Raw genomic sequence first — 23,440 nt, forward strand, 5'->3', positions numbered from 1 at the left:
GCCCTCTCCTGTCAAAAAAATTCTAATGAATATATAAAGGATATTTTTTTATTGATTTAATGTTAAATTTTGATTCTAAAACATTTTATTTGATGCAAACTCAATTATCTTCAAACCTTGATTAAATCTTAATTTCAGTTCATATTTAATTAATATAAAATTCACGAAAACCATAACAACCTGATAATTAACAGGATTGGACAGGATAGTCATCTTGGTGGTTGTCTCTAATTTTCCCTCACAACAAAAGTTCTATTTCTAACTAATCAGAATTATTATGAAAGAAAAAATTCTACCTATTAAGCAAATATTTAAGCTATTTATGTTTTGTGGAGCAATTTCAACGACTATTGGTATTGATGCACAAACATTAGCCTTTCCGGAAGCGACTGGTTTTGGAAGATTTGCAACAGGTGCACGCGGTTCAGGAAATCCTGAAATCTATCTGGTAACCAATCTAAATGATAGTGGACCAGGTTCTTTCCGTGATGCAGTGAGTAAAGAAGGACGATTTGTGATATTCAAAGTTGGCGGTATCATCAATACTAAATCCCAAATCGTAATTCCTAAAAATACAACCATTGCGGGCCAGACTGCTCCCGGAGAAGGAATTGTTCTTCTTGGCTCCAGAGTCACTTTTACAGGAGCAAGTAATACAATTTCCCGTTATATTAGAATCCGTTTTGGAAGTACAACCCAAGGTCAGGATACATCAGGACTTGCGAATGGTACGAATATGATTTTCGACCATATGTCCTTCACTTGGGGAACGGACGAAGTTTTCTCTATCAACTGGGATAACAAAGGTGAAAGTCCTGACAATATAACGATCCAGAATTCTATTATCGGTCAAGGTTTGCACCGTCACAATCACTCGGCTGGAGGATTGATGCAACCTTCTGGTGGAAAAATCAGTTTGATCGGAAATTTGTATATCTGCAACAAGACTCGCAACAATAAGGTAAAGGGAATCAATGAATTCGTCAATAACATCGTTTATAACTGGGGAAATTACGGGAATACCTACGGACATGCAGAATCGGGTGACGCTTACATTATGGGTGGAGACTCAGCGGGAACTTCTGATGTGAATATCATTAATAATTATTTTATTGGTGGGCCAAATACGAGCAATACCGTTACAACACCTTTCAACAGAGGAAATGACAATTTCTTTTTATTTGGTTCTGGAAATTATTTTGATAATAACAAAGACGGGATCTTGAACGGAACTTTGATTCCTTCGGATTTGACAGGTTTTCCTACGGGTGATATTAATTCCATCAAATCAGAGCCTTATGATTATCCGATGAAAAATCCAACTTTGACAGCTCAACAAGCTTATGACAAATCAATTTTGAATGTCGGTGCATCTTATCCGAGACGTGACCAGGTTGAGAATCTGATGATTGCTGATCTGCAGTCAAAAGGAACAACGGCGACCTATGTGTATGTTCAGTCTGACCTTACATCTCAATTTGGTTTTACCAATGGTGGCGCGGGACACGTTTATGGTGCTCCAGCTCCTTTGGATACCGATAATGATGGAATGCCAGATGCTTGGGAAGATGCGAACGGATTAGATAAATATACACCAGATGCATTGAATGTGAGCACTACAAACGCTCCATATCTTAATATTGAAGTTTATATCAACAGCTTACCCTATCAAACTCCGCCGGATTTTATAATTCCGCCAACTGACCTGAATTTCACGAATGTTACGACAACAGAAGTTCCGCCTGCAAGTTCTTTCACAGTTAACTGGAGCGATAATTCGATTAATGAAACTAATTATATTCTGGAACGTTCGACCGATGGAAATAATTTTTCTGAAATCGCAACCTTGTCTGCAAATACTGTAAGCTATAATGAAACAGGTTTAACTCCAAATACTCAATATTATTACAGAGTTAAAGCTATTAGTGCAACAGAATCTTCAGTTTATACTTCGATTGCATCAATTACAACTCCACCGATTCCTTCAGCTCCGACGAAAGCTACAAATCCAACACCAATAACAGGAAATGATAATGTAGAATTGACCAGCGGAAATCTACTTTTGAAATGGTCAGGAAGTACAAATACGACAGCTTATTCAGTTTATCTTGGAACGGATGCATCAAATTTAAATAAAATCGCGGATGTTAATTATTCAAATTCTCCATCTTATCAATTGACCGGATTAAGTCCTGCAACGACTTATTATTGGAGAATCGATGCTTCGAACGAAAAAGGGACTGCAACCGGTGACGTTTGGAATTTCCATACACTTACACCAAGGCTCGTTGGGCATTGGCCATTCAAAGAAGCACCATTGGAAGGAGAAAAAATTGCGGATGTCACCGATTATGAAAATGACGGAATATTGGATGTCGCTTACGACAATTCTAATGTCAGAATTCAAGGAAAGGAAAATTATGCGCTTGATCTATTGACTTCACCCAGTAATATGTACATCGCAAGTGTTCCGAATCAAGACCATATATTCTTTGACAAAAACTCATTCACTGTCTCTTTCTGGATGAAAGCTCCTACGAGTATGATTCCTTCTTCATCATCGGCAAGTCTTTATGTTTTATGCAAAGGTTCATTTACGAAAAATACGACAACCGGAGCAACAGGAAAACGATACAATGTTGAAGTCAAAGGCGGTCAGTTACGTTTTGCTATCGATGATGATGTGACCAAGAAAGAAATCAGTTCCCCAATTGCAAATTATTTCACGGGTGATTGGGTCAATGTGGTAATAATGAGAGATATTGTTGCCCATAAAATGAGAATTTACACGAACGGAGTTCTTAGTGCAGAAGGCGATGAAACTGCTGTTACTGGAATTGGAGAGGTCAGTGATCTAATCATTGGAAACATTGGAGAATTGGAATTAATGTCAACCACAGCTCCAGCACCTTATAAAGGCGCATTTGATGAGCTGAAAATGTTTAACTATGCTTTACCTCTCTCGGAAGTACAAGCTTTGTATAGCCAAACGACATTAAGCACGGATAAATTCCTTTCTAAAAAAGGCATTATCTATCCTAATCCTGTTAAAGACCAAATCTCAATACAACTCCCTGATTACAAAAAATCTAGTTTGACTGCAACACTAAGAGATATGTCAGGAAAAATTATCCTTAATGAAAAAATTAATTCTAAGGAAAAAGGAATCTTCATTTTAAACATTTCTAGCAGAAAAGCTTCCGGGACTTATATCTTGAATGTTTCAGGAGAAAATCTGAATAGTCATTTCAAGGTTATTATAGAATAATATCAAATCAAATTTTTCATAACAAAACCCCTTCCAAATATTTTTGAAAGAGGTTTTATTTTTTTGATCAATAATTAAATTTATCCTATTGCTTTTTTATCTGTAAAAAACTGAAATGTTTCTTTCTTCTCAATTAATTGAATTGGATATAATTCTGGATTGTATTCTCCCTTCAGGGCTTCATTCAGAGCATGTTTTTTTGATTCACCGAAAGCTACAACCAAGATATTTTCTGCTTTGTTAATAAGTGGGGCCGTCAATGTTATTCTAAACATTTCCTGAGGTTTCAGATAATAAGCATCTACCCATTTTTCTTTTTCATGGAGTATTTTTTCCCCGGGAAACAGAGAAGCCGTATGACCATCGTCTCCCATCCCTAAAAGAATGAAGTCGAAGACACCTTCTTTTCCCAAAACTGATATGATATGCTCTTCATATTCTTTAGCATATTCTTCTGGTTCAATTCCATCTTTATACATTGGGAAAATATGATCTCTATTAACCGGAACTTTATTCAATAATGTTTCAAAAGTCATTTTAGCATTACTTTTCTCATCAGTTAGAGAAACCCATCTTTCATCGACCCAGAAAAAATAGACTTTACCCCACTCTATTTTATCAGCGTATTCCGGAGTTGCCAATAAATTAAAAATTGCCTTTGGAGAAGAGCCACCACTTAACGCAACAACAAATTTACCGTGTTTCTGAACAGATCTTTCCGAAAGTTCAGCAAACCTATCAGCCGCTTTTCTATAAAGTGTATCCAGATCATCAAATATTGTAATATTCATTTTATATTTTTAAATTAAACCCATTTGTGACCTTGTCTTTCAACTAAAGCATTACTATCTTCCGGCCCCCAGCTTCCGGCCTCGTAATTGGGGAAGGAAGAATCTTTGGTCTTTTCCCAGGTTTCCTGAATGGTTTTCATAACATCCCAAGCTTCTTCCACCTGATCGGAACGCATAAATAAAGTTAAATCGCCCAAAAGAGCTTCTAATAACAAGGTCTCATAAGCTTCAGGCGTATCATTCTGGCAAGCAAAATTATCAAATATCATTTCCACAGGTTTTAATTCTAATGAAAGTCCAGGTTTCTTTGCCATAAACTGCAGTCTGATATCCATTTGAGGCTGTATGTTGATTATTAATCGATTAGCTGATAAAAGCTGTGAACTTTCTGAAAATGTATTATGTGGAAGTGGCTTAAACTGAATCGTGATATAAGAATGCTTTTCTTTCATTTTCTTACCCGTTCTGACATAGAAAGGAGTGTTCTGCCATCTTTCATTATCGAGATAGAATTTTATTGCAGCGAAAGTTTCGGTATTGGAATCCGGGGCAATTCCTTCTTCCTGACGATAACCTTTTTCTGGAACGCCATTAACCGTACCTTTTCCATATTGCCCCCTCACTGCATAATGGTCAACTTTATCGGGCGAAATTCTACGGATCGATTTCAGAACATCAACCTTGCGATCTCTGATCTCACTTGACTCCAACGAAACAGGTGGTTCCATGGAAACCATACAAAGGATCTGTAACAAATGATTCTGAATCATATCTCTAAGTGCTCCTGTCTGCTCATAGAAAGCAGCCCGTGTTTCCACTCCGACTTCCTCTGCAACAGTGATCTGTACAGATTCTATATGTCTATGATTCCATAAAGGCTCAAAGATCGAATTTCCAAATCTGAATGCCAGAATGTTCTGAACCGTTTCTTTCCCAAGATAATGATCAATGCGGTAGATCTGTTCCTCTTTGAAGGTTTGTGAAAGAAGATTATTGAGTTCTATTGCAGATGCCTTATCATGACCAAAAGGTTTCTCGATGATGATCCTGTCTTTTTTAGAATCGGAAGCAATTGATGTATTCCTGATGTGACCGGAAATAACCGATACAAAATTAGGTGCTATCGACAAGTAAAAAAGCCTGTTACCTCTTGTTCCATAGACCTTGTCAAAATCCTCTAATTTCTGATACAGATTTTTATAAGAATCTTCTTCATCCAATTGATGCTGAAAATACTTGATATGAGCCTGAAAACCAGCCCAATCTTCAGCAGTTACTTTTTTTCTCGAGAAGCTTTCCAGATTTTCTTTGATATAATTTCTAAAGTTTTCGTCTGTATTCTCTGCTCTTCCCAACGCCAGGATATTGAAACCCTTGGGCATTCTTCCATCGATATATAAATTATAAAAAGCCGGAAAAAGTTTTCTTTTCGCTAGGTCTCCTGTTGCGCCAAAGATAACAATGGTCGTTGGCTGCAAAATTGTGTGTTCGCTCATTTTTCGAGATTTAATTGTTTTCACTATTCCAGAAAGTATGGAAAACACCTTCTCTATCAACTCTTTGATAGGTATGTGCCCCAAAATAATCTCGCTGAGCCTGGATAAGATTTACCGGCAAAGATTCCGTTGTGTAAGCATCAAAATAACCTAAAGCTGTCTGGATCCCTAAGCTTGGAATTCCATTTGACACAGCATAAGAAGCCGTTTTTCTTAATGAAGAAATTTTATCTTTCACGATTTCGGAAATTCCCTGGTCCAATAAAATATTAGATAGATTCTCGTCATTAGAATAAGCCTGATAGAATTTTTCCAACAAAACCGAACGAATGATACATCCGCCTCTCCAGATTTTTACAACATCTTTTAATGGAATGTCAAACTGATAATCTTCAGAAGCTTTTACCAATAATGCCAAACCTTGTGCATAACTGATCAAAGTCGATAAATAAAGTGCATCACCAACTTCTTTGATGAATGATTCTGTATTTTCAGGCTTTGAGATCTCTTCTTTAGAATATAATTGAGACGCCTTTACCCTCTCATCTTTATAAGCTGATAAAATTCTTGAAGTTACCGCAATATCGATTGTCGGGATAGAAACCCCGATTTCCATTGCCTGTTCAGAAGTCCATTTTCCGGTTCCTTTTGCTCCTGCTTTATCAAGAATTTTATCTACAAGATAAGCGTTTGTCAAATCATCTTTTTGTTGGAAAATATCTCTTGTGATCTCTATTAAGAATGAATTCATCTCACCTTCATTCCAAGTTTTGAAAACTTCGTATAGTCTGTCGTTATTAAGGCCTGCACCTTTTCTCAACAAATCGTAAGCTTCGCTGATCAACTGCATGATAGCATATTCGATTCCGTTGTGCACCATTTTCACATAGTTTCCGGCAGAACCCTTGCCCATATAGGCTGTACAAGCTTCACCCTCGACTTTCGCAGAAATCGCTTCCAGCATCGGTTTTAGAATATTGAAAGCTTCCAGGTCTCCTCCAGGCATTATACTAGGTCCTTTTCTAGCACCCTTCTCACCTCCGGAAACTCCCATTCCCATAAAATGTAGATTTTTCGAAGCCAGAGCAGCAATACGTCTGTTTGTATCAGCAAAATAAGAATTTCCTGCGTCTATTACAATATCTCCTTTTTCTAAAAGTGGTGTAATGCTTTCCAACACCGCATCTACAGGTTTTCCGGCAGGAACCATCAGAATAATTTTTCTTGGACTTTCCAATACGGATACAAATTCTTCCAAAGAAGCAGTTCCCTGCACAGTTGTTCCCTCTGTTGCACCATTGTGAAGTTCTTTTACTTTTTGCTCGTCGAGGTCAAATCCTGCAGCCGAAAAGCCGTTGTCAGCTATATTATAGAGAAGGTTCCGTCCCATTACTCCAAGACCAACGATCCCATAATTAAGTTTTTCCATTTTTTAATTAGATTAATTTTAAGCAATAAAAATACGGAAATGCCAAAGACGAAAAAAATTAAACACAAAAAAATTACTTAAAAAGACAATAGTCAAAATGAATTGATCGTGCTTTGAAAAACCATTTCTAAAGGCTAAGCCTCATTCACCGACTCATTTTGCCCATTCGACGAAAAATCCATCATTTTTTTAAGATTCATTCTGAACTTTACATCAGAAAAAAGAGCAATAACGCTCAATTTAAATCTTAAAATTATGAAAACAAACATCGGACTTACAGAGCAAAACACAGAAGCTGTAGCAGAACAATTGGCAAAGCTTTTAGCAGACGAAACTTTACTTTACATCAAAACCAGAAATGCCCACTGGAACGTAACTGGCGACAACTTCCACGCCAATCACATTTTCTTTGAAGAGCAATATAAACAATTAGATGAACTGATTGACAGCGTGGCAGAACGTATGCGAAAAATCGGTCATTACGCTCCTGCAACAATGAAAATCTATCTTGAATTAACGCATCTTACTGAATACAGCGACAGGACCAACGACGGACTCGGTTATATGAAAGATCTATTAAGCGATCACGAAAGCATCATCGAGTTTTTAAGAGGAAATGTTACGCCTTTTGCCGAAGAATACAAGGATTACGGTACAAGCGACTTTATCACAGGATTGATGGAAACACACGAAGAAATGGCCTGGATGATACGTTCTTACTTTAGAAAGTAAGCAAATAAGACAAGGAATAATTATATTTGCGTCAACCATAAATAACTATCCCTATGAAAGCCTTGATTGTTGATGATAATGATATCGCAAGAACAACTTTGGCGCACTTGGTAAAACAAGTACCAAACCTCACGATTGTCAATGAATTTTCTAATGCGATTGAGGCTTACAACTTCTTGCAGACCAATTCCGTCGATTTGATTTTTCTCGATATCGAAATGCCGGAAATGAGCGGTATAGAACTCACAAAAAATCTTTCCGGGAAGGACACCATCATTATTTTCACAACGTCGAACAAAGAATATGCACTCGAAGCTTTCGAACTGAATATCGCAGATTACATCCTGAAACCAGTGATGCCGGCGAGATTTTTACAGGCGGTAAGTAAAGCTCAGGCAATTCTTGATAGCAGAAAAGAAGATGTGGAAGTCACCAAAGATGAGTTCTTATTCGTGAGAGATTCCAATATCACAAGGCGTTTGAAGCTCGACGATATTTTTTATGCAGAAGCAATGGGTGATTACGTGAAGTTTTATACACGGGAAAAAATGTTTGCTATCCATGGTAAAATGAAAACAGCGGAAGAACGTTTGCCTAAAGACCATTTCATCAGAGTTCATCGCTCTTACATCGTTTCTGTAGGCAAAATAGACACGCTTCAGGATGGTGGAATTATGATCAATGGAAAATTCATTCCTGTTGCAGATGCTTATCGAAAAGCACTCAACACAAGAATGAATGTCTTTTAAAATTTTTATTTGACTACATCGAACCACTTTGTTAGGTTTGGGCAGCTTTATCCGCCTTCCGCTCCCAATCTTTTTTGCACACGATTTCAGATTAAATAGAACTTGAGAACAAGCAAAAAAGGATTTCCGCTCAAGTCGGGCTGCAGATTCAACGTTCTAATCAGAGCGCAAAAATCCCCCTCCATTGGAGGGATGGCGAAAATTCAAAGAATTTTTGACGGGGTGGTTTTCAACAATTCAAAATAAGTACAGATACTTATGAAAAAAATATCCTCAGTAATGGGAAACAGACGATTCAGTTATTTCATCATCCTCACATTTATTGCGGGTTCTCTCCTATTGATAGCAGTTCAAATCAATTCGGCTAAAAATACCAAAGAACTCATCCAAAATAACAACCGACTTCTGAACGAGTTGCGTTCCAGCAATCATTTGCGTGAAATCGACCGCGATATTCTTGGCGTTGAAAGCAGAATCCGAGCTTCTATTGCAACCAATGATACGACTCATCTCGAAGGAATCGACCAAAAAATCAGTCAGATAGAAAACTTTCTCGATTCACTTTCCAAAGACAATTCAGACGGCGTTGAAGAAAAGCTGATTCACAGACTGAGCGTTCTCGCAATGGAAAAGAAGACAACGAAAGACAAATTACTGCTTCGCTATCACACCCTTGGAAATATGGACGACAACACTTCCATTGCTAATCCAAGAGCTCGAAAAATTTCGAACGAAATCACGTCCATCACTGCTAAAATTTACGAAAGCAGAAAACTTCATATGGTTAGCCTCAGCAAAGAGACTGAAGCAATGGGACAAAAAGCGAGATTGTATGATATTTCCTTATTGATTCTTTTGATTTTGAGCGGTTCCATTGTCGGTTATCACATTCTACGTCAGTTCAAACGTCAGAGATTGTTAATTCAGGAATTGGATGTTGCAGAGAAAAAAGCATCGGTTGCCGCACAGACCAAAGAAAATTTTCTAGCCAATATGAGCCACGAAATCAGAACGCCTTTGAGCGGAATTTTGGGATTTACCAACCTTTTACAGAAAAGACCTTTGGATGAAACTTCGAAAGAATTTGTCTCATCCATTCAACGTTCCGGGGAAAATCTGATGGCGATTATCAATGACATTTTAGATTTATCAAAAATCGAAGCCGGAATGATGCGCATTACCAAAGGTATATTCAGCATCAATGGATTGGTGAATTCTGTCGAAACATTTTTTGTTGAACGAGCCAAGGAAAAAGGATTGACGATTTCCAGCAAAATCGATACTTCAATTCCCGATACTTTGAATGGTGACGCAACGAGACTCACTCAGATTTTGGTCAACCTCATCGGAAATGCAATCAAATTTACACATCAGGGAACTATCAATATCGAAATTTACAATAAACAGCAAACCGAAAACGAAATCATTGTCGGCTTCAAAGTTTCTGACACAGGCATCGGAATTGATAAAGAAAAACTCATTGAAGTTTTTGAAAGATTCAATCAGGGAGAAGATTCAACGACCAGAAATTACGGTGGAACAGGACTTGGTTTATCGATTGTGAAAAGCCTAATTCAGTTGCAGAACGGCGATATAGAAGTGACGAGCGAACAGGGAAAAGGCACGACTTTCCATTTTTATATTCCATACACAATTGCAAAAGAACAGCTTAATTTAGTTCCAAAAGTTGACACCGATTATTTTAAAGATAAAACGAATGCGCCTCTGAAAGTATTAATCGTAGATGATAATGCTATCAATCAAAGCCTGATGAAACATCTCCTTTCCCAATGGAACATCAATTTTGAAACTGCAAATAACGGCTTGGAAGCTGTGGAATTTCTCAGAAACAACGACTGTGATTTGGTTTTAATGGACATCCAAATGCCACAAATGGACGGTTATGTCGCCACGCAAACCATCCGTGAAGAACTGAAACTGAACACGCCAATCATCGCAATGACCGCACACGCTTTGGCAGGCGAACGCGAAAGATGTATGAGCCGTGGAATGAACGAATACATTTCCAAACCGATAAAAGAAGAGGAATTATTCAAATTAATCTCCAATTTCGGTCTGAAGGAAAATGAAAAAATCGAAGTAAAAACAGAAGAAATCACTTCTAATTATGAGTTCATCGACCTTACCTATTTGAAGTCTATCAGCAATGGCGACAAAGATTTTGAAAGAACCGTGACGCAACAGTTTTTAGATAATGTCCCGACTCATTTGCAGGAACTGAAACTGGCTTATGAATATAAAGATTTCAAATTGCTGAAATTAAGAGCACACGATTTGAAATCGAGTGTTGCGATAATGGGTTTGCTGGCTTTATTAGAGGAAAAATTAAATATTTTAGAATTAACAGTCGACGATAATCCAGCTTCAACACAAGCTTTGGAAGAGGTGAAAGATATTTTGCTGAAATCTTTTTTTGAGGCTAAATTATTTATGAAATCGCTTTAAAGTCTAATCAATTGCGTCGGGCTTTAGCCCGATGATTAAAATTTAAATGAACTCGGCTTTAGCCAAAATTTAGATTAAGTTTTGGCTAAAGCCTAACCTATTATTTTTCGGGAACGAAAGGGCTAAAGCCCATTCCTATTGATTTTTTTAATACCAAAATGATTATGGAAAACCAAGGCGCATCGGTGGTCATCACCCATCACGTTCTCAACGGCAAACAAACCGAATATGAAAAATGGCTCGATGAAATTCTGCCCGTTTCCAAAAACGCCAAAGGCTTTATCGACTGGCAAATCGTTCGTCCAATTCCAAATCTTACTTTTGTCTACACGGTCATTATCCGATTTGATACGATTGAAAATCTCAGAAACTGGATGGAATCTGATACCAGAAGAAAACTGATTGACAAAGCACATCCCTTATTCACCAAAGAAGACAATTACGAAATCAAATCGGGTCTGGATTTTCTATTTTATGGCGAAAAAGAAAACAAAGTTCCGGTTCGATGGAAACAATATCTGGCAACTTGGTCTGCAATTTATCCTTTATCATTATTGATGCAATTGCTGTTATTGCCTTCTTTAAGATTAATGAATATTCCTGCCAATCGGTATTTTGATACTTTCATCAGTACAGGATGTCTGGTATTTTTAGTGATTTTTGTAGTGATGCCGAATTATACGAAGCTGATTAGGAAATGGCTGTATAAATAATTAAAATTTTGTTCTAAAATAAAATCCGTCTCAAACAAAATTGAGACGGATTTTTTGTTTAAATCTTTTTCTTAAAAAAGATTAGTAAAAAGCAAAAATAAGCAAAACGGTTAAAACCTTTGCTATACAAGGCTTTATAAAAACAGTAGTCTTAGTTCGGAAGTCGGTGTCTGATAGATTTTGGGCTTAAAATGACAAGGTTAAGTTACTAATTCGTTACCGATTGATAAAGGTAACTACATAGCTTAACTGATTATATTTCAGTCTTTTGCATCCTTTTTTACATTCCCTTGTAACTCAATGTAATTTAATTTTAAACATTAAACATTTGAGTTATGGAACAGACAAAAAAATCCACGTTCAAACTACTTTTCTACCTGAAAAAGAACGAACTGAAAAAGAACGGTAATGCCCCGATTATGGCACGTATTACCATTGACGGAACTCCTAAAACTTTCGGAACAAAGTTAGAAATAAACCCCAATAATTGGGATTTGAAACACGGAAGAGTTCAGGGCAAAAGTGCGCAGGCATTAAGCATCAATAAAAAACTGGATAATATACGTGGGCGTATCGACAAGATTTATGAAGATATGCTGAAGCACGAGGGCTTTGCGACCGCCCAAAAAGTAAAGCTATCATTTTTGGGTGTCGGCGTAATGGATGATGCTATCCTAAAAGTTTTCAACAACCAAAATGAGGATTTTAAAAAATTGGTCGAAAAGGAAGAACGCTCACAAAGCACCTACAACAAGTATATCACAGTTTACAATCATCTTACCACATTTATAAAGGAACGCTATCATCGTGATGATATGGCTTTTCGGGAATTGACTTCCGATTTTATCCGGGAGTTTGATTTTTACCTCCGGTATGATTTGCAGTCTTCCCACAATACAGTTTGGGTGTACACGATGCCTGTATTAGCCCTTGTGGAACTGGCTATTAAAAAAGGCTTGATACGTGATAATCCTTTTCAGGATTACGAAATCAATATGGAAGAAACCGACCGGGGTTATATCCTTAAAGAAGATGTTGAAAAGCTGATGATGTGCGTACCACCGCACCCACGGTATAAACTGGTAAAAGACCTGTTTATTTTTAGTTGTTTTACCGGACTTGCTTATGCGGATATTAAAAAACTGACAAGGAACAATATTCAATCATTCTTTGACGGTCATCAATGGATTATCAGCAGGAGAAAGAAATCAGATATTGCTTCAAATGTTCGGTTAATGGAAATCCCTAAGCGTATCATTGAGAAGTATCAGGGTACGACAAGGAATGAATTTATCTTTCCGGTTCCGACCAATGCAACCTGCAATACGCACATAGGTAAACTGGTTGAAAAGGCAGAGATTATTACGGAGCAAAAAGTAACCTTTCACACGGCAAGGCATACTTTCGGAACAATGTTTTTGACCGAGGGTGTACCGCTTGAAAGCCTTAGCAAAATGATGGGGCATAAAAACATTTCCACCACACAGATTTACGCTAAAATCACAAGCCAAAAAATCAGTAAGGATATGGATTTGGTTACCCCTAAATTCAAAGCTATGGAAGAAGCATTTATGATGGCAATCTAATCAGCTTTTAGTTAATCACAATGAGCAGAACTTAACGGTTCTGCTTTTTTTATGCCCATACTTTTATGTAGGTAAAGCACATTTACTTTCCTCTACCCAGTCCAACGCTGTAAAAGAGCTTATTACCTACTTGCTAAATAGAAAATTGAAAAACGAAGCCCTTATCTAACGCCCCCTGCTATTCCGTTTTTCAAATCTCTATTACAGGCTATGATAGCCTGGTCATTAATGCCATAAAATTTTAGAACAGAAAATTTCCACAATCAACCGGTAAAAAGGCAGCTAAGTTATAGCGGGCAGCCACCGCACACGCCCAACCAAAAGACTACGGCATAATGGCAAGGCAAAATGACGGCTTTGCCGAGTTGCTGTGTGTTGCCTTGCCACCCTCCGGGACTTATTCCGTTTCCTTTTGGTTTTCCCGCTTAGCCCGCTTGGATTATCTGCTTTCTTTTTTCCGGTTTTTCTTTTGGAAAAATTTATGCGAAGCGAAGCGGAGCAAACCACAACGGGAAGCGGGAAACGAGAAAAGCGAGTGAGTAAATAACATTTTTTCAACATCAAAAATTTAGCATTATGGCACACAACATCAATTTCAACGAGCAAACAGGACGTCATTCATTTTTCAGCGTTCAACAAAAAGCGTGGCACGGTTTGGGGCAAATCGTAGAGCAGTACCCAACAAGCGAAGAAGCAATAGTACACGCAGGTTTAGATTACGAGGTTATCAAATCCCCACTATTTACACAGGGCAGAACAATGAGCATAGGCGACAGCGGAGAACTGATTGAAGCCAATGACATCTTAGTACCTAACAGTTTCGCCACACTCCGCACCGACACCAATACACCGTTGGGCGTAGTAGGCAAAGACTACCATATCGTACAAAACCGTGAGGCGTTCAATTTCTTTGATGCTATTGTAGGCGCAGGCGATGGGATATTGTACGAAACCGCAGGAGCATTGGGCAACGGGGAACGCATTTTTATCACTGCCAAGCTGCCCGACTATATCCGAGTAGGTAACGGCGACGATGTTACCGAAAAGTACATCTTCTTAACCACAAGCCACGACGGTAGCGGAAGTATTACCGCAGCGTTTACTCCTATCCGTATCGTATGCCAAAACACCCTGAACGCATCATTGCGGAGTATGACCAACGTAGTGCGTATCAAACACACGTCAGGAGCAAAACAACGCCTTGAAAATGCTCACAAGGTTATGGGGCTTGCCAACACCCTAAGCACACAATTAGAGAACATTTTTAACGACTGGGCTAAAGTAAGGGTAACAGACCGAGAAGTAAGAAAGCTAATCCAGTTGGCACTTTGCCCGAACAAAGAAACGCTTAACCTGCTTAAAAAAGGTGCGGAAGATGAAGTTTCCACCGTATTCAAAAACACCGTAGATGATGCCTTTGAATACGCTATGATAAGCGATACCCAACAAATGGCAACTACCAAAGGCACATTATTCGGGGCTTACAATGCCGTTACAGGCTACTTTCAGAATGTACGCAATTACAGGGATGGCGAAGCCAAACTACAATCCATTGTTATGGGTGGTACAGCACAGCTAAAGACCCAAAAAGCCTTTGAACTGTGTACAGACTTTGCCTATTCAGGAGCAGAGATTTTCAACTTCAATTAATCATCAAAGGCGACTGCCTGCAAAGGTGGTCGCCTACTAAAAACAAAAGATATGAAAGCATTAGATAAAATGGATAACCTCGATAAAGCGGGCTTATTATGCAAACTGTTTCCCGCAGAACTGGAGAACCTGCAAAACGCTATAAAAAAGCAATGCGACTACTTCCTGCAAAATGAAACCGCCTTTCGTGAGGGTTGGTATCAAAAGGGATTTTTTACTGCTGAATTTTGGTACAGGCTTGTGCAGAATGCACAAAAAGGGATAGACAAAATGAACCACTTTGGAAACGCCCGCACTGGTTTACAGACCATTTTTTTGACGGACACAATTCAATTTTCGCTATTCATTGCCTGATTGAATATACAGAGGATGCACAATGCAACCCGCAATTAAAACAGGCGATACACCTGCTTTTCGGGAGTGACAAATTTTTACAGATAACCTTAAACGATAAATAATTATGGCTAATTGGTGCAACAATTGGGTTGTTTTTGAGGGAACAGCCGAAGCAATAGAACAGATAACAAAGCTATTCAAATCAATGGCTGAACAGGAACAGAAAGACGACTGCGGGCAATTACCCGATTTCGTACAGGACACGCACGGAGATTATTTCTACAATATCAGTCAGGACAATGAAAGTGTTGGCGTATTCCAGTATGAAACAAAATGGTCGCCAAATACGCAAGCCGTTAAGCAGATAGCCAAACACTTCAAAGTGAATTTCACACAGGACTATGAGGAATTAGGATGCTTAGTATATGGTCAGGCAATATTTGAAGACGGCATACTAACGGACACCTGCTTAGATAGCCAGGACTTTGACAGCTATGAATTAGACGAGGAAACGGACACCTACCATTTTGAGGGAACAGAGTACGACAGCGAGTGGGAAATACTCGACACCCTATTAGAACGTAAAATCGAAAATCAGTTAAACACTACTAAAATTTAGAACGATGAAACTATCAGATAAAGCAACAGCACATATTTTGGTTAAAGCCAACACCAACAGCGAATGGGATAATTGCGAGTTTGCAATTATCTACCTATCCGAAGAATGGAAACAGGAACAGGCAAAACGGCTTGCATTGGTTAAGCCGTTAGAGGGCAATCATTATTTCTGCTCAATGAACTACTATGATACGGCAGTAGATTTTTACAGGACAGGCGAAGACGACAACCCGAACATTGAGAAACTGCTAAACGGTAAAGAATGGGTATTTGTTGAGCTTGACGAGCAAGAGCAGGAAACGTTTACCGTACCTGAAAACCGACTGGACTGTCACAGGCTTGTATTGCGGGCAAACGGTACAGGCTACTATACAGCATACGGCAAGCACACCAGCGAGGAATTTTGGACAGAAGAATTTTTATTAACCCAATTAATTGCGTAGTTATGAAAAGCATATCAATAAATCTATTCAGCATAGACGAATTAAGCCAAGAAGCGCAAGAGCAAGCATTTGAAAAATACAGACATTTCAATGTAAAGGATGGTAGTTGGTATGAGGGCGAGTATGAAGACTTTACAGCCATTTGTAAAACCATCGGCGTTATTATAGATAATGACGGCATTTTCTTTAGTGGTTTTTGGTCGCAGGGCGACGGCAGCACGTTTAAATCTACCATAGACGAAGTGAAGTTTATCAAAGGCATCAATTCAGAGGCGTGGAAAGAATATGCTCCTACACTTGAATTAAACTTTAAGGAATGCCCTTGTGATAAACAGGTAATAAGGTTAATCGAAAAAGGATTGATAGAATGTAGCTGCATTACCGAAACACCAAACAGGGGTTACTGGCTTGAAACGTGGACGGATTATCATTTCATACCAAGCAGGGAAACCGAATTGCCTAACATCGACTATGAATTAGAAAAGTTGGACAAATGGTTAAGGGAATGCCTCAATCGGCTGAACAACTATTTATACAAATCACTTGAAAAGCAGTACGAATTTGAAACAAGTGATGAAAGCCTAAAGGAAGCCTTTGCAGCAAACGAGTATCTTTTTACGGCAGACGGCAAAATGGCAAACAACCTTTTAAACTTAGCTATTTAGTAAACCACAATTTAAAATCTCAATTTATGACACGTTCAAATCTTCATATCAAATTGAGCAACGGCAAATCTATTATATGTGTTGCCGACAGCAGCAGCGCACCTGAACAGGGATATATCGTTGAAAGGCTTTTTTTGCCCTTGTTATCCCTTGATAACAGCGAGCAGGAACTCGAAATGCTTAAAGAGCATTGCACGATGGATGAAAGGCGGATAAATGCGGATTACCGCTATACAATAGACCTTACCAACAAAGAGGTAAAGTTTTTTGAAGAGCATTACAGCTATACAAAAGACACTTTCAGGAAAGGCAAGGATATAACGGAGCGTTACGACGAGTATTTAAAAACCATAAGCTAAAATGGCAGCCGCCTGACCCTAAAAAGTTGGGCGGCAAAAAGACAGATCCTCCCGATGGTCGGGCAGTCTTTTTGCTTTAAATTGGTGCAACCCCTTTAGCAAAATGCACCCTTACACAAATCCTTTCTTTTCCATTTTACCAAACAGGTTGCAGCGTTATTGTGTGGGATATTCGTTATCCCATAATTAGATTTGAGGGATTACTTTCTTTCGTGAGTTCGGCGGAAAAGAAAGTAACAAAGAAACCTACGATTGGGGAAACTGCTTATAAAATTCTTTTGCTACTTCATCTACACCTGCACTGAAATAACGCCCTCCGTCATTTATTACCGTGATGGCTTTTTTGAGTTCTTCAGGGTCAGCCCCTTTTAGTATATACCCTTTTGCCCCGCAATTGAGCATCTTCACTACATCCTGCACCTCATCATTCACACTAAAGGCGAGAATATTTGTCTGTGGATATTTTTTAAGCAATGCCTTTGCTGTTTCAAATCCATTCATTACTGGCATATTTATATCAACAACCATTACATCGGGGACAACTTCGCTTTGCTCCATTTTTTCCATTGCTAATTTGCCGTTCTCCGCTTCAAATAGTATTTCAAAACCAAAATCTTTTAGAAAGTCACAGATGCCCTTTCTAAGCAGGTCGTGGTCGTCTATCATCGCTACTTTAATTGTTTCTTTGCTCATTTTCTTTTGCTTCGTTTGATAAGGTTAAAAAATCCGTTGGGAGCTTCAGATAAATTTGTCGTTCTATGAGTGTGGGATAAGCCATCATTAACCGCAACATCCCTAACTTTAAAACGGTTAAGCCATTCTTTAAAGTGTGCTATGTCATTAGGTTTAAACTTTACGATTTCACCATTTTTGAGGGATATAATAAATACATCTATGCAGAGAGAGAATGCTGATAGCTGTGATGCAGGATGGGCAAAATCGGGGTAAAATACAGGCTCATTTTCCATAAATCTCAATGTTTTAAGAAGTGGAGCCCTGCAAAAAAAAAGAGCGCAGGCAACTACACTTACCGCACATTGAGGCACTGGTATGCCCGACAACGAATAAGCGAGCGCCCACGCCTTTTGACGTGAGCGTTCTTACTTATCTGTCCCGTTGTCTAAAAATTACCAGTTTTCAATGTGGGACTTAAAGCAAAAACACTTTAAGTATTTTCTATATTTTCGACAACAAAGATACTAAACTCGTGCCTTTTTGACAGCATCTAATACAAAAAGATTACAGTCAAACTGTTTTTTGTGAAATATAATTCTGTTCCAGTATTGTCAGAATATCGCTTTCCTTGTAAATAATTTTACCGCCTATTTGTATATACGGCAGGATATTATCATCACGATATTGCTGTAAAGTCCGTTTGCTGATATGGAGCAACTTACACACATCTTCGCCCGAAAGGTATATTTCGCCGTTCATTACTGGGCGGTAGTTTTTCAATATGCTTTCGATACGGCTGCGTAGCTGTGTAATCATTTCCTGATGGGAAATGATTTCGTCATTGTCATTCGTGAATAAATCCATTTTCGGCAGTATTGTACGGCTGTCCGGCTTCGAGCAAAGCCTGTACATCCGAGCGTTTATAATAATTCTTACGGTTTAGTCGGGAATAGGGCAATAACCCTCTGTCCTTATACGTCTGTAAAGTCCGCTTGGTAATGTTCATCATCAGGCACACTTCCTGGTTATCGAGCCATTGCTCTTGTGCGAAAATTGGTGTGTATTTATGCGTGGCATTTTCGGTCAGTTCCAAAAGTGCCTTTAGCTCATTTTTCATTCCCTCCAGTACGGACTTTTGTATTGCGATTACTTCCATTGCTTGCTCAATTTTGCTGTGGAAGTCGAATTTATAAAGGCTTAGTGCTGCGTTTGGGAATGTTGCAGGGTTTGGCTTTGAGAGGCAGCGTTTGGCGGTTTATTACCCTGTGCAAATAAAAAATCGGATAACTTTTTGGACTATCCGATTTGCTTTTAAAATTTATGCTGTAATAATTATCTGCGTTGGGCAGGTTGTTCGGTTGTTACTTCAGGCTGCTGTTTTTCCTTTTTTTCACGGGAGTAAACCCACAACGACAACAGACCGAAAATTATCAGTCCGTAAGCTATCCATTTACCGACCCTTTCAATCAATTTAATGAAAACCGAACTTTCATAAGATGAGAACCCCTCTGCTCCCATAGGGCTGCGCCTGTAAAACTTTCTGCGGTTAATCCAGTAACGAAGTCCCAAGCCTGCAACCAAAAATATGATACCTATAACTAATGATGCAACCATAACAAAAACACTTTATTTCCACTGTTTGAATTTACGAAAATATTTGTTTCAGCCTGTAAGCAATGTGAACTAAATGCGAAAACGGCTTACCAAAAAGGCAAGCCGCTTTCATTGTTTATGGAAATAAAATCTTATACAATACTGCAATGTGTGTTACAAGAATAAGAAATTATTTCTTTTGAAATACACTGCCCGGCATAAAATTAAAAACGGCTTAACAATCAGATAAGCCGTTTTTTTATGAATTGAAATACTGCTCTTAATCGCTGCTATTAAACTGAAAAGTTATCTGCTTTTCATTCCCGAAGCTGTCCGAAATCCAAACATCAAAGGACTGCGATACGGCAGATGTTGAAGTGTAGTACAGCCTGAACTGCTCCGTTGGTAATTGGTACAAGTCATTGGGCTGATACGGTGGTTCATTGTAATATTGCAACGTTCCCTGCCCGTCAAACTGGAAATAGCGGAGGAAATACTGTGTGTTGCTGTAATTGCCTGTACGCTGTATGGTAATGCGTATTTCTACGGTCTGCCCATTGGCAACATCTTTAGGTACTGGCATTACATTAACCTCGAAAGGAAAATTGTTCTGTATTTCGAGTTCATCATCTTTGCTGCAAGATACCAACGTAACCGAAGCTGTGAGGATTGTCAGGAATACATATAATGGCAGTAGCCCTGTTCTGAATTTATTGAATAATGCTATCATTGTTTTTTACGTTTTAAAAGTTAAACCTTATTCCCACACCTGCCGACGGTCGGAACTGTTGTAAATCTGTACCCCAAAGCATTTTTGTACGCCCTTGCAGGACAAGTACAAAACGGTCGGACAGGTACGTTTCAAAAGTGAGGCGACCGCCTGCGCCGTAAATGAAATTATCCTCACTCAATATCTTCGCCCCGTCGTACAGCATTGCTTCGCCCCGGTTGATGGTTTGGTAACCGACCACGCCCGTTATCCCTAAATTCAGCGTGATATTTTTCCGGGCATCGCCCAATAAAAAGAAGCTGTAACCACCCTCTGCGGAATAGGTTTCCTGCGGGATGCGCAGGTCTTTGTAATCGTGGTACTGGTGGGTATATTCCAATGCCCAAAGCTGATAATTGCCATTTTTACCGTTTACGGTCATTGCTGCGCTGATGTAATAATCGTTGCCGATTTTATCATCGGACATTACACCCGCACTTATTTCCAATCCTTTCTGCTTTGGCAGCATTCGTTGTGCCTGTGCAGCCGTAATACCTATTAAAACAAGCATCACGGCATAGATATACTTTTTCATATTATTGCTTTAAAAGGTTATTAAAATTTCAGATGCATATCGTCAATCAAACGGGCTTTGATTAAGTCCGAATTTTCTACCTGAAGCGTTTGATGCCTGCCGCCGTTCTTCTCGAAAATCTCAATCAGCAGCACCTTGTCATCGGCAATGGTAAACTGGTCTAACAGGAACACGTTTTGTTCGGTCGATTTCCCAGCGATGCCGTCCAATGGCTTGTAAGTGCGCAACGGCGTTAGCGGTCTTTCCTGTACTACGGTGCGTTTGGCTACCTTTTTATCCACCACTTTGAAATTGATAAAATCAATCTCAAACGGGACGTTGGTACGGTTTCTCAATTCCGTATGGAAGTAGTATTTTCCGTTATGTATATAAATCCCTTTTAGGATAAACTGAATGCCAAAACTCTTAGCCCCGATATGCTTTACAATACGTTTGTCTTTCTTGTAAATGGTTTCCAGTAGCAAGCCTGCCAGTGATGGAGAATTGTTGCCCAGTTCCTCAAAAAGCACATCGTTACCGTTGGCTTTATCCACAGCTTTTTGCATCGTGAGCAGGTCGTAGCTCAATGCCTCGGGGTAGGAACTGTAATACACGTTAAAGCTGTAAAAACGTCCGTCATTCGTAATCACGGAAAAATTGGTTTCCGGTTCAAAATCCCTTACCGATGCTTTTACACGCAATACATTTTCGGCATCTTCAGCCTTGCCTGCAATCAGGTATTCGCTGCCCAAATCCACATAACGTATGGCGGTCGGGAAAATCAGGTGCGAAGTTTTGTCGTAGGTTACTTCCATACGGTACGGTTCTATCTTGCCCAATGCAAGCGGTGTTCTGATGCTGTCCTGTGCATAAGATTGTACGGCAAAGCCGAGTATCAGGGCAATAGCCCAAAAGGTTTTTAAATGATTTTTCATTGTTTTTATTTATTTGAGTTCAACATTATTTTTTAGATACCAAGAAGACCTGATAACCCGCTTTCAGTGTGACTTTTGGGGTTCTTACTTTCTTGGCGAAATAGCCCGAAATACCCTGTACTACGCCACGGCTTAAATCAGCAGCAACCTGTTGTCCGGCATTCTGCGTAAGCATTACGCTTGTTCCTCCGGTCTGGCTCATATTGCCCGCCATTTCGGTAAGGGCGTTCATTTCGGGCGAATACGGAACGTACAAGCCTTGCTGACCGTCCAAATCATAAATGGTAATATCTACCGGGATGATGTTGCCCTCCAGTTCCACGGAGATAACTTTTAATTGCAGCCTGCCATTCTGAAATTTTGCATTAGCCGTTACAATCGTTCCTTTGGGGATGATACGTTGTGGCGTTTTAGCTGGCTCTAACAGGCGCAAGCGCACACCCGTTTCGCCCACTACCGTTTGGGCTTCGTGTACACAGGCTTTGATACTGTTTTTAGGCTGTATTGCCTGTTCGGTAGCACCTGCGGTATAAAACCCACGGTTTTTTGTTTGGCTCCAATCTGCTGCAAAGGCACTGTCTGACGGCTCACGGTACAAGGCTGATACAATGTTCTTTCTTGTGGGTGTGAATGATACAAAATGCTCTTTTTGGTTAGCACCCGCAGCAGCACTTGGAGTTACACCATTCGCGGGAGCAGCGTTTCCGGTATTGGCATTTTGGGGAAGATACTTTGCTGCCATTTCATAGGATTTCTCCATTAATTTGAGTTGGTCGTCAACGGTGGCCACAGGTGGCACATCTTTTTCCGACAACTTTGCTTTCAGTTCGTCCACTTGCTTACGCAATTCCATTGTTTCCGAATTGTTGTCCTGATAGAATGAACCCAGTGTGCTTTGCATATTGCGGTAGCTGTTCAATGCAGAATTTCCGTTTCGTCCCGAATTTCTGCCACCACCGCCTAAGCCGTTGCTTACATCATCTTCTTCAGGTAAACTATCTTCATTGTCAGCAGATGCACTGTCTTCAGTATTCCAATAATCAGAAAGCGTGGTCAGTGCATTGCGCTTTTCCTGCTCTTTGCGTTCAAGCATTTCCTGCTCATACGCCTTGCTTTTATCATCGGGCATTCCTGCTCCCGTAGCTTGCGGAACGGCATCGTTCAGCCCGATATTTTCAACCGTCTTTTTATCTTTCGACGGTTTAAATATGAGGTACATACAGCCGAGAAATACCACGCCCATCAAAAGGAATATGATTGGCTTTTTGAGCTTATCCTTATTGCTCTTTTTATTATCGGGCAGATTTGATGCTCCGTTTTGGTCTTCTCCCTCAACAAGAAAACTGACCCTTTTTTCATTTTCTTTCATAAATCTGATTTTTTAAAATTGTTGACACACTATCCTGCAACCTTGCAGGACTTTTACTTTTGAGGACAGGGTTTTCGATATGCTCTATGACCATACCGTTACCGGACTTTGAGGTGTCGTACATCACTTTGCCAATGACCGCTACGGTAAGCAGCAGATAACCCACAAAGAAGTACAGGGTATATCGGTGCTGTCTGCGTAAAGGCAAAGCACGCCAACGTTCGTCCAGCTTGTCAAAGTACCTGTCCATATTTGCTCTTAATTTTTTCATAGCCTTACTATTT

General features: G+C 39.4%; 25 protein-coding genes. 12 read left to right on the plus strand and 13 right to left on the minus strand.

The annotated features are described in order from the left end of the window. Positions 1-277: 277 nt before the first annotated feature. A complete protein-coding gene (locus BLT30_RS13445) occupies positions 278-3,268 on the plus strand; it encodes a LamG-like jellyroll fold domain-containing protein (protein WP_245707180.1) in 2,991 nt (996 codons plus the stop codon). A gap of 80 nt (positions 3,269-3,348) precedes the next feature. On the opposite strand, the gene pgl is transcribed toward BLT30_RS13445, so the two are convergent. Genes pgl through gndA form a run of 3 tightly spaced genes read right to left on the minus strand, consistent with a single transcriptional unit; the run spans position 3,349 to position 6,984 of the window. Further along, the gene (pgl, locus tag BLT30_RS13450; RefSeq protein WP_089874054.1) at positions 3,349-4,059 is read right to left on the minus strand and encodes a 6-phosphogluconolactonase; all 711 of its coding nucleotides are present in this window, start codon (positions 4,057-4,059) and stop codon (positions 3,349-3,351) included. 14 nt (positions 4,060-4,073) lie between these two features. Continuing rightward, positions 4,074-5,555 (minus strand): glucose-6-phosphate dehydrogenase, encoded by a 1,482-nt coding sequence (gene zwf, locus BLT30_RS13455; protein ID WP_089874351.1) that lies wholly within the window; start codon positions 5,553-5,555, stop codon positions 4,074-4,076. A gap of 10 nt (positions 5,556-5,565) precedes the next feature. Further along, the gene (gene gndA / locus BLT30_RS13460) at positions 5,566-6,984 is read right to left on the minus strand and encodes an NADP-dependent phosphogluconate dehydrogenase (RefSeq protein WP_089874055.1); all 1,419 of its coding nucleotides are present in this window, start codon (positions 6,982-6,984) and stop codon (positions 5,566-5,568) included. Positions 6,985-7,239: 255 nt separating this feature from the next. On the opposite strand from gndA, the gene BLT30_RS13465 reads away from it, so the two are divergent. The 11 genes from BLT30_RS13465 to BLT30_RS13515 all read left to right on the plus strand — a co-directional run bounded on the left by BLT30_RS13465 (position 7,240) and on the right by BLT30_RS13515 (position 17,301). Then, positions 7,240-7,716, plus strand: a complete 477-nt coding sequence (locus tag BLT30_RS13465; RefSeq protein ID WP_089874056.1) for a Dps family protein — start codon at positions 7,240-7,242, stop codon at positions 7,714-7,716. Between the two features lie 53 nt (positions 7,717-7,769). Beyond that, positions 7,770-8,465, plus strand: coding sequence for a LytR/AlgR family response regulator transcription factor (locus BLT30_RS13470; RefSeq protein ID WP_089874057.1), 696 nt, complete (start codon positions 7,770-7,772; stop codon positions 8,463-8,465). A 258-nt stretch (positions 8,466-8,723) separates the two neighbouring features. Beyond that, positions 8,724-10,931 (plus strand): hybrid sensor histidine kinase/response regulator, encoded by a 2,208-nt coding sequence (locus BLT30_RS13475; protein ID WP_089874058.1) that lies wholly within the window; start codon positions 8,724-8,726, stop codon positions 10,929-10,931. Positions 10,932-11,089: 158 nt separating this feature from the next. Then, positions 11,090-11,644, plus strand: a complete 555-nt coding sequence (locus tag BLT30_RS13480) for a putative antibiotic biosynthesis monooxygenase (RefSeq protein ID WP_089874059.1) — start codon at positions 11,090-11,092, stop codon at positions 11,642-11,644. Positions 11,645-11,979: 335 nt separating this feature from the next. Then, entirely contained in the window at positions 11,980-13,230 is a 1,251-nt protein-coding gene (locus tag BLT30_RS13485; RefSeq protein ID WP_089874060.1) for a site-specific integrase, read from the plus strand. 576 nt (positions 13,231-13,806) lie between these two features. Further along, positions 13,807-14,880, plus strand: a complete 1,074-nt coding sequence (locus BLT30_RS13490) for a DUF932 domain-containing protein (protein WP_089874061.1) — start codon at positions 13,807-13,809, stop codon at positions 14,878-14,880. 51 nt (positions 14,881-14,931) lie between these two features. Then, positions 14,932-15,234, plus strand: a complete 303-nt coding sequence (locus tag BLT30_RS13495; protein ID WP_245707181.1) for a hypothetical protein — start codon at positions 14,932-14,934, stop codon at positions 15,232-15,234. Between the two features lie 106 nt (positions 15,235-15,340). Beyond that, positions 15,341-15,835 (plus strand): DUF1281 family ferredoxin-like fold protein, encoded by a 495-nt coding sequence (locus BLT30_RS13500; protein ID WP_089874062.1) that lies wholly within the window; start codon positions 15,341-15,343, stop codon positions 15,833-15,835. A gap of 4 nt (positions 15,836-15,839) precedes the next feature. Further along, the gene (locus BLT30_RS13505) at positions 15,840-16,277 is read left to right on the plus strand and encodes a hypothetical protein (RefSeq protein WP_089874063.1); all 438 of its coding nucleotides are present in this window, start codon (positions 15,840-15,842) and stop codon (positions 16,275-16,277) included. 2 nt (positions 16,278-16,279) lie between these two features. After that, complete coding sequence (locus BLT30_RS13510; RefSeq protein ID WP_089874064.1) at positions 16,280-16,942, plus strand: hypothetical protein; 663 nt, start codon at positions 16,280-16,282, stop codon at positions 16,940-16,942. Positions 16,943-16,968: 26 nt separating this feature from the next. Beyond that, the gene (locus BLT30_RS13515; protein WP_089874065.1) at positions 16,969-17,301 is read left to right on the plus strand and encodes a penicillin-binding protein; all 333 of its coding nucleotides are present in this window, start codon (positions 16,969-16,971) and stop codon (positions 17,299-17,301) included. A 246-nt stretch (positions 17,302-17,547) separates the two neighbouring features. Here BLT30_RS13515 and BLT30_RS13520 read toward each other — a convergent pair whose 3' ends face one another. The 10 genes from BLT30_RS13520 to BLT30_RS13565 all read right to left on the minus strand — a co-directional run bounded on the left by BLT30_RS13520 (position 17,548) and on the right by BLT30_RS13565 (position 23,427). After that, on the minus strand, positions 17,548-17,994 hold the full coding sequence (locus BLT30_RS13520) for a response regulator (protein WP_089874066.1): 447 nt from the start codon (positions 17,992-17,994) through the stop codon (positions 17,548-17,550). Next, on the minus strand, positions 17,991-18,269 hold the full coding sequence (locus BLT30_RS13525; RefSeq protein WP_089874067.1) for a hypothetical protein: 279 nt from the start codon (positions 18,267-18,269) through the stop codon (positions 17,991-17,993). Before BLT30_RS13525 ends, BLT30_RS13520 begins: the two co-directional genes overlap by 4 nt. Before the next feature lie 277 nt (positions 18,270-18,546). Beyond that, on the minus strand, positions 18,547-18,792 hold the full coding sequence (locus tag BLT30_RS13530; protein ID WP_449401667.1) for a helix-turn-helix domain-containing protein: 246 nt from the start codon (positions 18,790-18,792) through the stop codon (positions 18,547-18,549). Positions 18,793-18,820: 28 nt separating this feature from the next. Continuing rightward, entirely contained in the window at positions 18,821-19,132 is a 312-nt protein-coding gene (locus tag BLT30_RS13535; RefSeq protein ID WP_089874069.1) for a helix-turn-helix domain-containing protein, read from the minus strand. 176 nt (positions 19,133-19,308) lie between these two features. Continuing rightward, the gene (locus BLT30_RS13540) at positions 19,309-19,494 is read right to left on the minus strand and encodes a hypothetical protein (RefSeq protein ID WP_449401666.1); all 186 of its coding nucleotides are present in this window, start codon (positions 19,492-19,494) and stop codon (positions 19,309-19,311) included. A 355-nt stretch (positions 19,495-19,849) separates the two neighbouring features. Next, a complete protein-coding gene (locus tag BLT30_RS13545; protein ID WP_089874071.1) occupies positions 19,850-20,299 on the minus strand; it encodes a DUF3872 domain-containing protein in 450 nt (149 codons plus the stop codon). A 13-nt stretch (positions 20,300-20,312) separates the two neighbouring features. Further along, positions 20,313-20,873: a conjugal transfer protein TraO gene (locus BLT30_RS13550; RefSeq protein ID WP_089874072.1), complete on the minus strand. Its 561-nt coding sequence runs from the start codon at positions 20,871-20,873 to the stop codon at positions 20,313-20,315. Positions 20,874-20,893: 20 nt separating this feature from the next. After that, complete coding sequence (gene traN, locus BLT30_RS13555) at positions 20,894-21,787, minus strand: conjugative transposon protein TraN (RefSeq protein ID WP_089874073.1); 894 nt, start codon at positions 21,785-21,787, stop codon at positions 20,894-20,896. A gap of 25 nt (positions 21,788-21,812) precedes the next feature. After that, the gene (traM, locus tag BLT30_RS13560; RefSeq protein ID WP_089874074.1) at positions 21,813-23,156 is read right to left on the minus strand and encodes a conjugative transposon protein TraM; all 1,344 of its coding nucleotides are present in this window, start codon (positions 23,154-23,156) and stop codon (positions 21,813-21,815) included. Beyond that, the gene (locus BLT30_RS13565) at positions 23,143-23,427 is read right to left on the minus strand and encodes a nitrogen regulatory IIA protein (protein WP_089874075.1); all 285 of its coding nucleotides are present in this window, start codon (positions 23,425-23,427) and stop codon (positions 23,143-23,145) included. The genes traM and BLT30_RS13565 overlap by 14 nt, the downstream gene beginning before the upstream one ends. Positions 23,428-23,440: the final 13 nt, after the last annotated feature.

The organism is Epilithonimonas hungarica (assembly GCF_900102265.1).
GTDB classification, from domain to species: domain Bacteria; phylum Bacteroidota; class Bacteroidia; order Flavobacteriales; family Weeksellaceae; genus Epilithonimonas; species Epilithonimonas hungarica.